This window comes from Streptomyces sp. NPDC002896, from assembly GCF_040295225.1.
Taxonomy (GTDB): Bacteria; Actinomycetota; Actinomycetes; order Streptomycetales; family Streptomycetaceae; genus Streptomyces.
The window spans coordinates 135,333-151,790 of record NZ_JBEOVA010000005.1 but is presented as its reverse complement, the minus strand read 5'-3'; the positions used below and the strand labels follow the sequence as shown (position 1 = coordinate 151,790).

Annotated in this window: 15 protein-coding genes; 8 read left to right on the top strand and 7 right to left on the bottom strand. The window is 70.2% G+C overall.

From position 1 onward, the window contains the following. Positions 1-146: 146 nt before the first annotated feature. The 4 genes from ABT009_RS10150 to ABT009_RS10135 all read left to right on the top strand — a co-directional run bounded on the left by ABT009_RS10150 (position 147) and on the right by ABT009_RS10135 (position 3,697). Positions 147-557 carry an ATP-binding protein gene (locus ABT009_RS10150; RefSeq protein ID WP_351291599.1) on the top strand — a complete coding sequence of 137 codons (411 nt, stop codon included), beginning with the start codon at positions 147-149 and terminating at the stop codon, positions 555-557. Positions 558-686: 129 nt separating this feature from the next. Continuing rightward, positions 687-923, top strand: coding sequence for a ferredoxin (locus ABT009_RS10145; RefSeq protein ID WP_351291597.1), 237 nt, complete (start codon positions 687-689; stop codon positions 921-923). Beyond that, positions 913-2,307, top strand: a complete 1,395-nt coding sequence (locus ABT009_RS10140) for an NAD(P)/FAD-dependent oxidoreductase (protein ID WP_351291595.1) — start codon at positions 913-915, stop codon at positions 2,305-2,307. Before ABT009_RS10145 ends, ABT009_RS10140 begins: the two co-directional genes overlap by 11 nt. A 151-nt stretch (positions 2,308-2,458) precedes the next feature. Then, positions 2,459-3,697, top strand: coding sequence for a cytochrome P450 (locus ABT009_RS10135; protein WP_351291593.1), 1,239 nt, complete (start codon positions 2,459-2,461; stop codon positions 3,695-3,697). 52 nt (positions 3,698-3,749) lie between these two features. Here ABT009_RS10135 and ABT009_RS10130 read toward each other — a convergent pair whose 3' ends face one another. Further along, entirely contained in the window at positions 3,750-4,448 is a 699-nt protein-coding gene (locus tag ABT009_RS10130; RefSeq protein ID WP_351291591.1) for a hypothetical protein, read from the bottom strand. 229 nt (positions 4,449-4,677) lie between these two features. Further along, positions 4,678-5,487: a transketolase gene (locus ABT009_RS10125; protein WP_351291589.1), complete on the bottom strand. Its 810-nt coding sequence runs from the start codon at positions 5,485-5,487 to the stop codon at positions 4,678-4,680. Between the two features lie 275 nt (positions 5,488-5,762). Between ABT009_RS10125 and ABT009_RS10120 the strand changes: the two genes are divergently transcribed. Both ABT009_RS10120 and ABT009_RS10115 read left to right on the top strand, forming a co-directional pair. Beyond that, entirely contained in the window at positions 5,763-6,302 is a 540-nt protein-coding gene (locus ABT009_RS10120; RefSeq protein ID WP_351291587.1) for a hypothetical protein, read from the top strand. 385 nt (positions 6,303-6,687) lie between these two features. After that, positions 6,688-7,014 carry a hypothetical protein gene (locus ABT009_RS10115; RefSeq protein ID WP_351291585.1) on the top strand — a complete coding sequence of 109 codons (327 nt, stop codon included), beginning with the start codon at positions 6,688-6,690 and terminating at the stop codon, positions 7,012-7,014. A gap of 187 nt (positions 7,015-7,201) precedes the next feature. Here ABT009_RS10115 and ABT009_RS10110 read toward each other — a convergent pair whose 3' ends face one another. Continuing rightward, positions 7,202-8,173: an intradiol ring-cleavage dioxygenase gene (locus tag ABT009_RS10110; RefSeq protein WP_351291583.1), complete on the bottom strand. Its 972-nt coding sequence runs from the start codon at positions 8,171-8,173 to the stop codon at positions 7,202-7,204. Positions 8,174-8,311: 138 nt separating this feature from the next. Beyond that, positions 8,312-10,078: an aspartate--tRNA ligase gene (gene aspS / locus ABT009_RS10105; protein WP_351291581.1), complete on the bottom strand. Its 1,767-nt coding sequence runs from the start codon at positions 10,076-10,078 to the stop codon at positions 8,312-8,314. 231 nt (positions 10,079-10,309) lie between these two features. On the opposite strand from aspS, the gene ABT009_RS10100 reads away from it, so the two are divergent. Then, positions 10,310-12,553 (top strand): SpoIIE family protein phosphatase, encoded by a 2,244-nt coding sequence (locus ABT009_RS10100; RefSeq protein WP_351291579.1) that lies wholly within the window; start codon positions 10,310-10,312, stop codon positions 12,551-12,553. Here the strand turns inward: ABT009_RS10100 and ABT009_RS10095 are convergent. The 3 genes from ABT009_RS10095 to ABT009_RS10085 form a co-directional block, all read right to left on the bottom strand. Further along, on the bottom strand, positions 12,442-13,599 hold the full coding sequence (locus tag ABT009_RS10095; protein WP_351291577.1) for an AI-2E family transporter: 1,158 nt from the start codon (positions 13,597-13,599) through the stop codon (positions 12,442-12,444). The two genes, ABT009_RS10100 and ABT009_RS10095, sit on opposite strands and share 112 nt — an antisense overlap. 161 nt (positions 13,600-13,760) lie before the next feature. Next, entirely contained in the window at positions 13,761-14,717 is a 957-nt protein-coding gene (locus ABT009_RS10090; protein ID WP_351291575.1) for a pirin family protein, read from the bottom strand. Positions 14,718-14,863: 146 nt separating this feature from the next. Beyond that, positions 14,864-15,319, bottom strand: coding sequence for an SseB family protein (locus ABT009_RS10085; RefSeq protein WP_067274313.1), 456 nt, complete (start codon positions 15,317-15,319; stop codon positions 14,864-14,866). Positions 15,320-15,543: 224 nt separating this feature from the next. Here ABT009_RS10085 and ABT009_RS10080 point away from each other — a divergent pair, with 224 nt between their 5' ends. Then, complete coding sequence (locus ABT009_RS10080; protein ID WP_351291572.1) at positions 15,544-16,365, top strand: intradiol ring-cleavage dioxygenase; 822 nt, start codon at positions 15,544-15,546, stop codon at positions 16,363-16,365. Positions 16,366-16,458: the final 93 nt, after the last annotated feature.

The following is a 16,458-nucleotide window of genomic DNA, read 5'->3' as shown; positions in this document are numbered from 1 at the left end:
CAAATTGGTGCCCTACCGTCAGTCACGCGACGCACACAGTGCGGCACCCCCGGGACCCCGGAAGCGCACCGCCCCGTCATGCCGTGACGGCCGCGGCATTGCCACCGCCGACCCGCCCCACTCCCTCCTCCACCTGGAGATCCCGCATGCCTGAAAACGACGACGAACCCTGGGAGTACACGCTCTACGTCCCCCACGACCCCCGCGCCGTCACCATCTGCCGCCGCACCCTGCGCCTCGTCCTCGCCCTCCACCAGCTCCCCCAGCTCGCGGAGGCCGCCGAGCTGGTGGCCAGTGAGCTGGTCAGCAACGCCGTGCGGCACACCAAGGGGCCCGCCGCCATACGGCTCCGGTGGGCGCGGGGCGTTCTGCGGGTCGGGGTCTGGGACGCGGACCCTCGGCCACCGGCGCCCGCATCCACACCCACACCACCCGCGTCCGCGGACGCCGAGGGAGGCCGCGGCCTCACCCTCGTCCGCGCCCGGTCCGCCGACTGGGGCTGGTACCCGCTCACCGGCACCGGCAAGTACGTCTGGTGCGAGCTCGTCGGAGCATAGGCGCAAGGGGCGCCTCACTCCGTCGGTCCGGCGGACGTGCGTACGCCCCCCGCCCCTTCCATGCTGGACGCGGGGGCAGAGGAACGAAAAAGCCGTAGGAACCGACGTAACGGACGTAGCGGAGACCTCATGAGGCTTGTCGTTGATCTCAACCGGTGTCAGGGGTACGCGCAGTGCGCCTTCCTCGCCCCCGACGTGTTCACGATGCACGGTGACGAGGCGCTGATGTACGACCCTCAGCCCGATGACGCGCAGCGGGAGCATGTGCTGCGGGCTGCGGAGGCCTGCCCGGTGAAGGCCATCACCGTGGAGGGCTCGGACGTCGCGTCGGCCCCGGCGCGGGCGGGTGCCTCCTATGCCGCTTGACGGGTCCCTTCAGCGGCTGAGGCGCGAGGGGCACATCGTCGTCGTCGGTGCCTCGCTGGCGGGGCTGCGAGCCGCCGAGACGCTCCGCGAGGAGGGCTTCAGCGGGACGCTCACCATGATCGGTGACGAGCCCCACGAGCCGTACGACCGTCCGCCGCTGTCCAAGCAGGTGCTGCTCGGCAAGGTGCCGCCCGACCACACGGCGCTGCCCCGGCGACGCGCGATCGACGCGGAGTGGCGGCTGGGCACCGCGGCCACCGGTCTCGACGTCCACGCGAAGCGGGTGCATCTCGCCGACGGCAGCTCGGTCGAGTACGACCGGCTGCTGATCACCACCGGCGTACGTGCCCGTCCATGGCCGAACGAGCTGGAGGCCGACCTCGACGGGGTCTTCGTCCTGCGCACCGTGGACGACGCCTCCCGGCTGCACCACCGGCTGAAGGCCGGGCCCCGCCGGGTTCTCGTCATCGGAGCAGGGTTCACCGGTTCCGAGATCGCCTCCGCGTGCCGCGAGCAGCAGCTGCCCGTCACGGTCGCCGAGCGCGGCGCGGCCCCGCTGGTGGGTGCGCTCGGCGCCGTGATCGGCGAGGTGGCCGCGGAACTGCAGCGCGAACACGGCGTCGACCTGCGGTGCGGCGTGCAGGTCACCGGGCTGGAGGGAGACCAGGCGGGACGTCTGCGGTGCGCCCATCTCTCCGACGGCTCCACGGTCGAGGCCGACATCGCCGTCGTATCGCTGGGGGCCACGCGCAACACCGAATGGCTCGCGGGGTCCGGACTGGGCGCGGGTCCGCGCGGGATCGCCTGCGACGCCGGGTGCCGCGCCTTCGACGTACGCGGGATCGTGACCGACGACGTCTTCGTCGCCGGGGACGTCGCCCGCTCCCCGCACCCGCTCTTCGGCTACCAGTTCCTCTCCCTCGAGCACTGGGGCAACGCGATCGCGCAGGCCGAGGTCGCCGCCCACAACATGATCAACTCCAGTACGGACCGCCGCCCCCACGTGTGGACGCCGTCCTTCTGGTCCGCCCAGTTCGGTGTGAACATCAAGTCGGTCGGCGTCCCGCCGATGGGCGAGGAGATCATGGTCATGCAGGGGTCGCTCGCCGACCGCCGCTTCACCGCGGTCTACGGCTTCCGGGGCCGCATCATCGCCGCTGTCACCTTCGACCAGGCGAAATGGCTGGATTTCTACCAGCGGCAGATCGAACAGGCCGCGCCGTTCCCGCCCCCGTACCCCAGCGTCGACCGGCGTCCGGAGGGGATGCGGCCGATGTCAGCCGGCTTCCCGGACCCCTCGCTGCCCAGCCACGGTCCGACCGTCACGCTCAGCGGCCACTCACCGGCCGACCGACGCGTCTCGTTCACGCCCCTGCGCGCGTGACAGGGCATGCCGAGCCGACGGCCTCCGGCCGGAGGGCCCGCTACCTGGGCCGACCCTTGGGTCGACCCACTGTTCGAGCCGATGGACCAGCGAATGGGGCCGATGGACCAGCGAATTGGCCGATGGACCCGCGACTTGGAAGGAACCCGCCATGACGTCGGTCGCACTGCTGCGCCAGATCACCGACTACGCCAACCGGGCCGACCCGTACCCCCTGTACGCCGAGCTCCGCAAGACGCCGGTGGTGCAGGACGAGGCAGGCCCCTACGTGGTCAGCACGTACTGGGAGATCAAGGAGCTGCTCCATGATCCGCGGATCAGCTCGGACGCCCGCAACCTGAGCCCCGACGCGCCCATGGGCCCGGCCCAGGAGGAGGACCCGAACCTGCCTCCGACCTTCCTGAGGCTCGACCCGCCCGAACACGACCGGCTGCGCGGGCTGGCGAACCGGCCGTTCGGGCCTCCGCACACCCCCCGGCGGGTGCACGAGATGCGCAGCGAGCTCGCCGAGATCGTCTCCGGGCTCATCGACGGATTCCGGGACCGGGAGGGCGGAGACGGCATCGACCTCGTCGACAACTTCGCGTACCCCTTCCCCGTCACGGTGATCTGCAGGCTGCTCGGTATCCCGCGCGAGGACGAGTCGCGATTCCACCAGTGGGCCGACACGATCGCCGCGAGCCTCGACCCGGTCTCGGCGGAGGACCGCGAAGCGCGGCTGGAGACCACCCGGCAGGCACGGTCCGACCTCGCCGTCTATCTCGCCGGGCTGATCGAGGAGCGCCGCAAGGCTCCCCGCGACGACATGCTCTCCGCCATGGCCGCAGGGCACGGTCCGGACGGTCAGCTGTCGCCCGTCGAGATGATCAGCACCGCTGCTCTGCTGCTGATCGCCGGCCATGAGACCACCGTCAACCTCATCACCAACGGGATGCTCACGCTGCTGCGCAACCCGGACGTCCTGCAGCGGCTGCGCGACGACCCCGACCTCGCCGTGCCGCTCGTGGAGGAACTGCTGCGCTACGAGCCGCCGGTCCAGCTCCTGCCGCAGCGCACCACGCTCACGGATATCGAGATCGCCGGGACCGTCATCCCCAAGGGTGCCTCGCTGTGGCTGGTCCTCGCGTCCGGCAACCGGGATCCGCAGCGCTTCCCCGACCCCGACCGGTTCATCCCCAACCGCCCCGACAACCAGCACCTGGGCCTCGGCAGCGGCATCCACAGCTGTTTCGGCGCCCCTCTCGCCCGGCTCGAGGCACAACTCGCCCTGACCGAGCTCGTACGCCGGCTCGACAACCCCCGACTGCTCCAGGACCCGCCCGAGTACCGCCAGAACGCGGTCCTCAGGGGCCCCCGGCATCTGAACATCGCCTTCGACGGCCTCAAATAGCAAGCAGTACGGCGCACGTAGCGGCTGTGCTCGCGTAGTCACGTAGCGGTGCTCACGTAGCGGCTGTGGTGCGGTCGGTGCGACTGCGGCCGCGGCTGCGGCGGACGGAGGACCAGAGCACGTAACCGCTCACGGCCAGCACCCAGGCGGGGAAGACGAGTTCGGACCAGGCGATGCTGCTGACGAGGAACATCAGGACCAGCCCGGCGCCGGCCCCAAGCCAGTTGAGCCAGCGCGGGAAGGCTCCGATCCGGCTTCCGATCACCGTGGTGCACACCGTGAACACCGCGGCCATACGCATCGCGTAGTCCGCCAGCAGGCTGAGGCTGAGGTGGCGCCCCAGCTCCCACGACTCCTGCTCGCCTGTCGGAGGGGAGACGCCGCCCCCTCCCGTGAGGCCGTCGATGCCGACGGCGAGTGCGAACAGCATGGCGAGGCACAGCAGACCGCTGCCCAGAAACAGCGTGTCGAAGAACCTGTCCTCCCCACCGTGTCCGATGTAGTCCCGTACCGCGCCCATGAACCACAGGAAGAAGACCCCGGCGAAGGGCACCAGGCCGAGTGCGGTTTTCAGCGCGTCACGGTGGTCCTCATCGGCGAGCCACTCGGCTGCGCTTGCCGGATCCTCGGGGACCGAGATACGGACCAGCACGAAAGCAGTGGCCAGCAGCAGCGCGAACAGGACGCCCGCGATGCCTGCTGCGCGCGGTGTCCGCAGCGCTCGTGCCGGATCCGTGCTCGCGCTCTGCATGGGCTCTCCTCCCGGCGGTGGCGGGGGCGGCCCAGCCGCGTGACTCGGCCGTGCGACCACAGCACGGCCTTCGCAGCGCGGCCACCGCGAGTGCGCCGCCGGGTTCCATCGTGCCGACCGGCGGCGGGATCGGCGGACCGGCCACACTCGCCCCGGAGACGATCACTCCCATGGCCCAGACGGGGGCGTCCGCCGTGCGACCCGCGGGTCGGCGGGGCGCCCACCCCCGTCACCGCATGAAGTCCCGTACGGCCGCCGCGATGCTCTCTTCGTCCAGGCCGTCGCCCATGCAGTCGTCCAGGCCGTCGCCCATGCCGTGGCCGCCGGCCGCGTCGAGACCGACGCCCGGGCCTCCGTCGCCTCCTCGACCGGCGCCGACCGGTCCGTCGCCGCTGCCGCCACCGGCCGATCCCTCGCCGCTGCCGCCGCCGACCGGTCCGTCATCGCTGCTGGTGCCGAGCGCGAGCAGGCGGTGCGGTACCTGAAGCAACGTTTCTGCAACCTGGTGGGCGGAGGTGCCCCGCGCGCAGGGTTCCACCAGGATCACGTCCGGATGGTCGACGGCGAGGACCGCCGTACGCAGGCCGACCGAGTCGAAGGGGCGGATGGTGGCCGTGTAGAGCACGGCCAGATCGAGCCCGGCCGTGGCGCGCAGGACCGGATCGAGCAGCGGGCCCACCGCGACCACCACGCCGGAGCGGCCCTCGCGGACCATCTCGAAGCCGTGGCCACCGCCGATGCCGCGCGGCTCGGCGTTGGACTGCGGTGACACGTGGATGTAGGCGCGGTCGCCGCGGGCGACGGATTCCAGGACCACGCGGCGCACTTCGTCCGGGTGTCCGGGGACGTGAACGGTCCAGCCGGGCCGGGAGCCGAACAGCGTCAGGACGTTCGAGGCTCCGTAGCCGAAGAGAACGGTGCCCTCCTCGGTGCCCTCCGCGTCCTGGGACATATGGGCGGCCGCCACGGCGGGCCGGAGGGCGGCGTCCATCAGTTCTGGGACCGTTCCGGTTAAGGCGAGCAGCATGTCGGAGTGCACGAGGCATCCTCCTCGGAAGTGGGGGGTTGGGAGGGAAGCTTCAGCGGAGTTCCATTCGACGCGTCAAGAATGCGTTAAGGAATGGGCAGGGATGAATGGCGTTTTCGATTCCGGTGCGGCACCGTCAGGTGCCCGCTCACTCATTCTGCCCGTGGCCATGCCCCGGGCCAGGCTCCCTTCGCACCAAGAGTTGAAACTTTTACGAAGCGAAAGAATGGTTGACGGCTCTTTAGTATGTCAAGGCATTCCGGAGGTGTCTCCCGTATGCCGGGCGCGTGTACGTTGTGGTCGTTTCGTTCAGCCGTACTCACCAGCCGTACGTTCCGCTGTGCTATACGGACCTGGCCACGACCAGCGCCCGCACCGTGCCGATCAGCGCGTCCAGCGCCTCGTCCGCCGGTAAGTCACCGTCGGCGACGATCCTGTCGCCGAGCCGGTGCCGTCGCCCGCCCCCCGCGCGCCTGTTCCCGCTCCCCACCCGCTCCGAGTACGTCGCCGCGCCGACGCGCCGGGCGCACGCGACGCCCCCGCAGACCCCGGCAGAAGCCTCCTCGAGGAAACTGGCTGGAGCGCCGGGGCAGCGGCTCTTCGCCGCCTCCATCAATGATTTCGAAGCCGTTCTCGAATGCTGCGCCAAATATTCACTCGACGTGGTGACCGTCCACAAGCAGGAACTCCCGGACCGCACCCTGGTCGGCATCGCATCACTCATCACCGAGCGCCATGCCGAGCATGGAATTCTCCAGCCTCAGGTCTTCTCGGGAATTTTCGAATGGCATATTCCAAGCCGATTCGACTTCGAGCGTGCGGCATGAACAAGTCCGACGCGCTCCTCCCTGGCTTCCGGGAAATCTGAACACGGACAGCTAGGAATTGGCCTCGGGCCGCGAATGATTTCGGCCATATCGTCGCCGCCTGCCCGCTGGACGTCCCCGCCGCGCGTTCCGTACGTGGAACCGGGCCCGGGCGAGGTCGTCGCCCGCATGGTCGCGGACTCCACTCCCTGCCCGAGCCCCCGAACACGAGCAGCCGCCTCGGGGTGCACGAGGGCTGCGCCATCCGTAGGGAGCGCTGGTGCGCGTGTCGGCGGCGGGCGGCATCGGGGAGGCGCCGAAGGCAAAGTTGATGTGGTGCGAGCGCACCGGGTCGGCCCTCTCCGTCGCCCGGATAGCAAGCCCCTGATCCACCTAGCGTGCGCACATGGTCACATCAGCTCACGAGGGCTTGCACCGCATCTTCCAGGAGCGGCCCGAGATCCTCGCCCCGGTCTTCGGCGTGGCCGCCAGCTACTTCTATCAGTTCCTGGACGTCACCCTGGGGAAGACCCCCGCCAGAGAAAAATGGAGGGGAATCTTGAGTTTCGTCAGCTACTTCCCCGGCCGAGGCACGGTCATGGAGACGGCTTACCTCGAAGGCAAGGCCGAAGGCGAGGCAAAGGGATCCTGCGCGTCCTCGAGGTACGCGGCCTCCTCATCTCAGACGACGTCCGCCAGCGCATCACCACCTGCACCGACCTCGACCGCCTGAGCGACTGGTTGGACCGGGCCGGCACGGTCACGCACGGTGAAGACCTGTTTGCCGAGGACACGGCAGTCGCAGAGAACACTCCGGACCAGACCTGACCCGTCCGTCCATCCGTCCGGACAACACACGAGAGGGCGCCCGGGACCTGACCGTCCCGGGCGCCCTCTCGCATACCAGCGGCGATGCGGTTCTACGACGCCGAAGCCGACGCGGACGCCCCCGGCTGGACCGAGTCGTCCGTGCCGTCGTGGGTCTCGTCAGGGTCGACGCCCACCGTGATGGAGGCGATGACACCGCTCGCGATGTCGTTCTTCTTGTACTTCAGCTTGAGCAGACCGCCCGTGGTGCCGCTCTGGTCGTAGATGGTGTCCTCAGTGAGCGTCGTGCGCTGCGTCGTGCTCGTCGAGTACGGCTCCACCTCGGCGGAGGCGAGGACGGCCTCCTCCTCGAAGAAGAACTGGCCGGTGTGGCAGGTGTGGCCGCCCTCGTAGCCGGCGTCGGTCCACTCGCCGTCCACGTGGACCTTGGTGTGGATGTGGACGCAGCGGCCCTGGTACCAGCCCGGGAAGATGGTCGTGAACTCGACCTTGCCGTTGTTGTCGGTCTTCCACGTGCCGCGGAGGTAGCGCTCGTCGTCGGTGGGCTCCTCGTGCCCCCCGCCACCGCCACCGCCGCCGGGCGCGCCGGACGGCGGCTCACCCGTGGGCATGTCGGAAGGGGTCCCGGAAGGGGCGTCGGTCGGGGCGCCGCTCGGGGGCGTGCCGCCGCCACCGCCGCCGGTGGAGAGGCTCTCGTAGCCGGAGTAGATGCCCAGCGCGTCGCAGTGCCAGATGTCGACGGCCGCGTTCTTCAGCGGCTTGCACGTCTCGGAGTCGATCACCTTGAGGCGGAGGGTCAGCGGGATGCCCTCCTTGTCCTCGGTGATGTCCTGCCGGATCTTGTCGGCGTCGATGTAGTACGGGCCCTCGGTGGTCTCCGAGGTCAGCCGGTAGCACGCCTCCGCGCTGTCGGTGCTGCCCGTGCTGTCGGTGGTCTCGTCCGCGAAGGCGCTGACGGCGATTCCGCCGCCGACACCGATCGCGGCCACGGCGGCTCCGCCTGCGATGACGACCTTGCGGCGCGTCATGTCCCTTTTGTGTGCTGGTCCTTGGGGTTCCGTCATGGCGGTGACGCTAGGGCGCGGCCCTGTCAGGGACATGGGAAACACCTGTGGGAGCACACAGGAAACTCAGAAACGCGCCGGGGGCGCCGCGCAGCCTCCGCCGCGCGGCGCCCCCAGCGCCTACCGCCGTCTTCCGTCCTACTTCTCGCCCACCGGCTTGCGGACCTGGATGTGCAGCTCCCGCAGGCGGGCCTCGTCCAGCTCGGTCGGCGCGCCCATCATCAGGTCCTGCGCGTTGCCGTTCAGCGGGAACGCGATGGTCTCGCGGATGTTCGGCTCGTCCGCGAGGAGCATGACGATGCGGTCGATGCCCGGCGCGATGCCGCCGTGCGGCGGGGCGCCGAAGCGGAACGCGCGGAGCATGCCGGCGAACTCGCGCTCGACCGTCTCCTCGTCGTAGCCCGCGATACCGAAGGCCTTCAGCATGATGTCCGGCTCGTGGTTACGGATGGCGCCCGAGGACAGCTCGACGCCGTTGCACACGATGTCGTACTGCCAGGCCAGGATGTCCAGCGGGTCCTGGGTCTCCAGGGCCTCCATGCCGCCCTGCGGCATCGAGAACGGGTTGTGCGAGAAGTCGATCTTTCCGGTGTCCTCGTCCTTCTCGAACATCGGGAAGTCGACGATCCAGCAGAACCGGAAGACGCCCTCCTCGAAGTTGCCGGAGCGCTTCGCGGCCTCGACGCGCACCGCGCCCATGATCTTCGAGACCTCGTCGAACTCGCCGGCACCGAAGAACACGGCGTGGCCGGGCTCCAGGCCGAGGCGCTCGGTGAGGACCTTGACGTTCTCCTCGGTGAGGAACTTGGCGATCGGGCCGGTCAGCGAGCCGTCCTCGGCGACGCGGACCCAGGCCAGGCCCTTGGCGCCCTGCTCGACCGCGTAGTCACCGAGCTGGTCGAAGAACTTGCGGGGCTGCGACGCCGTGTCCGGCACCGGCAGGGCGCGCACGTGCTTGCCCGCGAACGCCTTGAACTCCGAGCCCTCGAAGACGTCGGTGATGTCGACGAGCTCCAGCTGCGCGCGCAGGTCCGGCTTGTCCGAGCCGTACTTGAGCATGGCCTCGCGGAACGGGATCCGCGGGAACGGCGACGTGACGTGCCGGCCGCCGCCGAACTCCTCGAAGATCTCCGTCATCAGCTGCTCGATCGGCCGGAAGATGTCCTCCTGCTCGACGAAGGACATCTCCACGTCAAGCTGGTAGAACTCGCCGGGCGAGCGGTCGGCGCGGGCGTCCTCGTCGCGGAAGCACGGCGCGATCTGGAAGTAGCGGTCGAAGCCGGAGATCATCAGCAGCTGCTTGAACTGCTGCGGCGCCTGCGGCAGGGCGTAGAACTTGCCCGGGTTCAGGCGGGAGGGGACGACGAAGTCGCGGGCGCCCTCGGGGGAGGTCGCCGTGAGAATCGGCGTCGCCATCTCGTTGAAGCCCATCGCGGCCATCTTGTGCCGGATCGCGGAGATGACGGCGGTGCGCAGCATGATGTTGCGGTGCATGCGCTCGCGGCGCAGGTCCAGGAAGCGGTACTCCAGGCGCCGCTCCTCACCCACACCGTCGTCCGCGTTGATCGTGAAGGGGATCTGCTGGGCCGCGCCCAGGATCTCGACCTCGGCGGCCTCGATCTCGATCTCGCCGGTCGGCAGGTCCGGGTTCACGTTCTCGGCGCCGCGCGAGACGACCTTGCCGTCGACGCGGACCACCGTCTCCTTGTGCAGCTTGTCCAGGGCCTCGGCGGCCGCGGTGCCGGGGCGGGCGACGAGCTGCGTGATGCCGTAGTGGTCGCGCAGATCGATGAAGAGGATGCCGCCCAGGTCTCGGCGATTGTGCAGCCAGCCGCTCAGCCGGACGTCGGTGCCGACGTCAGAGGCGCGGAGCTCGCCGCAGGTGTGGGACCTGTACCGATGCATCGTCGTTCATCCAGTCTTCGCGTCAGTGATCTGTACGATCCGTGCGATGGTCTTTGCGTTCGGGTGGACCGGCCCATCTGGATGGACCAGCCTTCCCAGGGTACCGGCCACGCCACGCTCGCCCTCCGACTTAATACGGTCGGTGGCGCCTTCCGCCGAATGCCGAACACAGCCGGTAGTCGTGTACACGGTCGGTGGCGACGCCCGGCCCGACCTTCTTAGAGTGGGGCAATGCGTACCGAAGATCCCCTGCCGCGGGTGGGGGACGTCCTGGCCGCCCTCGCGACCGGCCTGTGGCGCTGGGACAACGCGGCCGAAAGGGTCACCCTCGACGCCGAGGCCGCCCGGCTGCTCGGGCTGCCCGCGGAGCAGGTCACCCTGACCGAGGCGGCCGTGCGCTCCCGCTTCCACCCCGTCGACTGGAACGAGATCTCCGGCATCATCCAGCTCGCCGTCGCCGAGGGGACGCTCGCCGAGGCCCGGCTGCGGATCATGGACGACCAGGGCCGCGTGATCCGTACGGTACGCAGCCGCTGCAAGCCCTTCGTGAACGGCCACCCGGGCGCGTTCGAACTGATCGGCAGCGTCCAGGAGGTCAGTGAGCCCCCGCCGGACGCCGCCGCGCGCACCCCCGTCACCGGCGACTGGCGCCGCTCGCGCGAGGCGTTCCTGCTGGACGCGGGGCGGGCGCTGGCCGAGGCGCGGTCGACGGAGGAGGTGCTGCGGGTCGCCGCGGGCCTGTCGATGCCGGGTTTCTCGCCGGACGGGCTCGCCGTCTTCGGCACGGAGGGCGACCGGCTGACGATCATCGGGCACCACGGGCACCAGCCCGGCGACGAGGGCCCCTTCGCCGCGATGTCGCTGGACACCGACTACCCGGCCGCCGAGGTGGTGCGAACCGGCCGGGCCGTCTACCTCTCGTCGCCGCAGGAGTACCGGCGCCGCTATCCGGTGTCGTGGCCGCTCGCCGAGCGCTTCAACCGCCAGTCGTGGGCCTTCCTCCCGCTGATCGTGGCGGGCCGCACTATAGGCGCCTGGCTGGCGGCCTTCGCGTATCCGGTGTCGTTCACGCCGGACGAGCGCTCGGTGCTCACGACCGTGGCGCGGATGCTGGCGCAGGCCCTGTCGCGGGCCGGCACCGCCGAGTCGGAGCGCGAGCTGACGGACGGCCTGCAGCGCTCGATGATGCCCACGCTCGGGCCGGAGATCCCGGGGATGAACGTGGCCGCGCGGTACGTCCCGACGGGCGGCGGCCTCCAGGTCGGCGGCGACTGGTACGACATGATCCCGCTGCCGTCCGGCCGGATAGCGCTGGTCATCGGCGATGTGCAGGGGCACGACGTACGGGCCGCCGGGCTGATGGGGCAGCTGCGGATCGCCCTGCGCGCCTACGCCTCCGAGGGCCACCGCCCGGACGCGGTGCTCTCGCGCGCCAACCGCTTCCTGTACGGCATCACGGACGCCCTCACCTACGGCTCCACCACCGGTCCCGGACCGGCCGAGGACCCCGACCCGCGGTTCGCCACCTGCCTGTACGTGGAGGCGGACCCCAAGACCGGCGTCCTGGAGATCGCCCGGGCCGGCCACCCCGACCCCGTGATACGCATGGGCGACGGCACCGTGCTGATACGGCCCACCGCGGGCGGTCTGCCGCTCGGCGTCGACCCGGACGTGGACTATCCGATGACGCAGCTCGCCCTCGAGCCGGGCGAGACCATGCTGATCTGCACGGACGGGCTGATCGAGACCGGCGGCCACGACCTGGAGACCGGCTGGTCCCGGATCCGCTCCATCCTCGAGAAGCACCGGCCCGACACCCCCGAGGGACTCGAGAGCACCAAGGGCCTCGAGGAGCTCGCCGACATACTGGTGCAGGCCGTGCACGGCCCGTCGTCGCACCACACGACCGGCCCGCTGGCGGACCGCCGCGAGGACGACATCGCGGTGCTGCTGCTGCACAGGAGCAGCGAGCCGGGACGGATCATGACATCGCGGCGCACCGTGCTGACGATCGCGCAGGCGGAGCCCGAGCGGGTCGCGGGAGCCCGTCAGCAGCTGCGCGAGATGCTGCACGACTGGGCGGACGCCGACCAGACCGACTCCGCCGTCCTGCTGGTCTCCGAGCTGCTGACGAACGTCCTCGTCCACACCGACAGCCACGCGCTGCTGGTCGCCGAGGTCATCGGCGAGCAGGGCGCGCGCCGTATGCGCATCGAGGTGACGGACGCCAGCGACGACCTCCCCCACAAGCGCCGTCCCGGCGAACTGGCGTCGTCCGGCCGCGGGCTGCTGCTGATGGAGGTTCTCGCGGGCAGCTGGGGCGTCGATCCGCGGGGCGAGGGCAAGAGCATCTGGTTCGAGTTCTACGAGTCGGCCGCGCCGGACGGAGGCCCGGTGGACGGCGGAGGCCCGGTGGACGGCGGAGGCCCGGAGGGCGGCGGGGACGCGGTGGACGGCGACGGCCCATTGGCGTAACGGGCGCGCAGTTCGCCGAGGACGCCGAACGCGGCGGCGGTCAGCGGGACGGCCAGCAGCAGGCCGAGGATGCCCGCGAGGGAAGCGCCCGCGGTGAGCGCCAGCAGCACCGCCGCCGGGTGCATCTGCACGGTCCGGCTCTGCACGATCGGCTGCAGCACGTGCCCCTCGAGCACCTGCACGGCGAGGACGACGCCGAGTGCCCACAGCGCGATGACGAATCCGCGGTCGGCCAGTGCAACGAGGATCGCGACCGCCCCGGAGATGAACGCCCCGAGATACGGGATGTAGGCGCCGACGAAGACGAGCGCACCGAGCCCGACGGCCCCCGGCACGCCCAGGACCAGCAGTCCGATGGTGATGAGGATGGCGTCGATGAGCGCGATGAACGTGGTCCCGCGCATGAACCCCTCGACGGCCCGGAAGCCGAGACGCGCCATCGACACGACGCTTTCGCCCGTACCGCCCGGCGCCAGCGACCGCAGCGCCGACGACACCCTGTCGGAGTCGCGCAGGAAGAAGAAGACGAGCAGCAGCGCGAGCACGGCCATCGCCAGGACCTCGCCGACGACGCTGATACCGCTGATCACACCGGAGGCCGCGGTCCCGCCGAACTTCCCGAGCAGTTCCTTGGCGTTGGAGGCGACGTCCTCGAGCGAGGTCCCGGCCGCGCCGAAGTGCTTCGTCAGATCGACGGCCGCTTTCCGTACGGAGGCGATGATCTCGTCGCCCGTGTCGATCAGCGCGCGGACCACGATGTACGTCGCCCCGCCGACGACGGCGAGGACCGCGGCGCAGGTGATCCCGGCCGCGAGCGAACGGTTCACCTTCACCCGCACGAGACGCCGGTACAGCGGCCGCAGCAGCGCGGTCCCGAGCAGCGCGAGCAGCACCGGGACGACGGCCGTCCGGAACACCATGCACAGCCAGATCCCGACGGCGGCCACGGCCATGACGAGCAGCACGACGACGCACCATGCGGCTGTGCGGCGCGCGGGTTCGGGCAGGAGAGCGGGCGGCGGTACGGGGTTCTGCACACCGTCCACCCGACCACGGGCCGGACCGGGCGGCGCGACAGCGGCCTCCGGCCGGGTGACGGCCAGTCAGGTCGCCAGGGCCCGCGAAGAGGGGCCCGTGCAAACGGGCCGGTGCAAAGGGAAAACCCCCGGCCGGGGAACCGGGGGTTTTCATCAGTCCTTACGCCACGTCACATGCCATGCACCGCAGGGACCGTGCCCAGCCTGCCCTTCTGGAAGTCCTCGAAAGCCTGCTGGAGCTCCTCGCGGGTGTTCATCACGAACGGCCCGTAGTGCGCCATCGGCTCGCGGATCGGCTGCCCGCCGAGCAGCACGACCTCGAGGTCCGGGGTGTGCGAGTCCTGCTTCTCGTCCGCGCGGATCGTCAGCGACGAGCCCGCGCCGAAGACCGCCGTCTGACCCGTGTGCACGGGACGCCGGTCCGTACCGACCGTGCCGTTTCCGGCGAGGACGTACGCCAGGCCGTTGTAGTCCTCGCGCCACGGCAGGGTCGCCTCGGCGCCCGGCCGGATGGTCGCGTGGATCATCGTGATCGGGGTGTGCGTGATGCCGGGGCCCTCGTTCCCGTCGAGCTCACCCGCGATGATCCGCAGCAGCGCGCCGCCGTCCTCCGTGGTCAGCAGCTTGACCTGGCCACCGCGGATGTCCTGGTAGCGAGGGTCCTTCATCTTGTCCTTGGCGGGCAGGTTCACCCACAGCTGCAGGCCGTGGAAGAGGCCGCCGGACATCACCAGGGACTCCGGCGGGGTCTCGATGTGCAGCAGCCCGGCACCCGCGGTCATCCACTGCGTGTCGCCGTTGGTGATGGTGCCGCCACCGCCGTTGGAGTCCTGGTGGACGAAGGTGCCGTCGATGATGTAGGTGACCGTCTCGAAGCCCCGGTGCGGGTGCCACGGCGTGCCCTTGGGCTCGCCCGGCGCGTACTCCACCTCGCCCATCTGGTCCATCATGATGAACGGGTCGAGGTACTTGTAGTTGATCCCGGCGAACGCGCGGCGCACCGGGAAGCCCTCGCCCTCGAATCCGCTCGGTGCCGTCGTCACCGCGAGCACGGGACGGGCCACGGCGTCCGCCGGCGCCACCACACGGGGCAGGGTCAGCGGGTTCTCGATCGTCACTGCAGGCATTGTCGGGACCTCCTTTACCCTCACATTAGTTGAACGTAGAACTTTCTGCCACCCAGAACGACGAACGCCCGGAGGGAATTCCCTCCGGGCGTCGGGCGCGAAAGAAGCGCAGGCGCGGCGGTCCGGCCGCCTGCGGGGCGACGGCGTCAGCCGTACATACGGCGCATCGCGAAGTCCACCATCTGCTCGACCGCCTTGGCGTCGAAGACCATCCGGTGCTCGCCCTCCATGTCGAGGACGAAGCCGTACCCGGTGGGCAGCAGGTCGATCACCTCGGCGCCGGTGATCACGAAGTACTTGGACTCCTTGCCGGCGTACCTGCGCAGCTGCTTGAGCGAGGTGAACATCGGGATCACCGGCTGCTGGGTGTTGTGCAGCGCGAGGAAGCCCGGGTTGTCGCCGCGCGGGCAGTAGACCTTCGAGGTCGCGAAGATCTGCTGGAAGTCCTCGGCGGACATCGACCCCGTGGTGAAGGCCCGCACGGCGTCCGCCAGCGAGGGCGGCGACGGCTCGGGATAGAGCGGCGGCTGCTGGCCGTAACCCTGCTGGGGCGGCGGGGCGTACTGCTGCTGGGCGCCCTGGTTCTGCTCGTACCCGTACATGGCCCACAGCGTACCGAGAGCGCCGTGACGGGCGGGCCCGTACCGCCCGCCCCAGGCCCGACCTCGAACGGGTCCCGGACGGGGCCCCTGGGCAAGCGGACCCTCAGGCAGCTCACAGGGATGTCCCTGGCCGCTCACAGCGGGCGCTCATAGCATCTGCCGCACAGCGGGCAAACCGGCACGCACGGCGAACAAGCAGGTACGGACAGCCAGGGGGTACAGCCATGCACGAAGAACTCCACGACCACGACAGAGGCCTCTCCTACGACCTCCCGGTCCTCGCCCGCCGCCGGATGATCCGGCTGCTGGCCGGTGCGAGCCTGATCCCGCTGGCGGGCTGCGCCGCCGAGGACGACGCCGCCTCGTCCTCGGCCGCCTCCTCCTCTTCCAGCAGCTCGTCCTCCTCGTCCGCGAGCTGCGAGACCATCCCGAACGAGACGGCCGGTCCCTACCCCGGCGACGGCTCGAACGGCGTGAACGTCCTCAAGGAGAGCGGAGTCGTCCGCAGCGACATCACGTCCAGCTTCGGCGACTCGGCGGGCGGCACCGCCGAGGGCGTGCCGCTGACGATCACCCTCACGGTCGTCGACGCGGCCTCCGGCTGCGGCACGCCCAAGAAGGGCGCCGCCGTCTACCTCTGGCACTGCGACCGGGACGGCAACTACTCCCTCTACTCCCAGGGCGTCACCGAGGAGAACTACCTCCGCGGCGTCCAGGAGACGGACGACAAGGGCCAGGTCACCTTCAAGAGCATCTTCCCGGCCTGCTACTCGGGCCGCTGGCCGCACATCCACTTCGAGGTCTACGGAAGCCTGGACGACGCCACGGCGGCCACCTCCATCACGAACACCTCGCAGCTCGCACTGCCGAAGGACGTCTGCGACACGGTGTACGCAACGGACGGCTACAGCCAGAGCGTGCAGAACCTCAGCCAGCTCTCGCTGGAGAGCGACAACATCTTCAGCGACGGCTACGACCAACAGCTGGCGACGGTGACGGGGAGTGTCGAGAAGGGGTACACGGCGACGCTCACGGTGCCCGTCTGAGCACTGAACGTGCGCGGGCGCGGCCGGCGGGCGCGTAACGCGTCACAGATGCCCGTTAGGGGTTGCTTCTTATTACCGGCGGGTAGCATCATC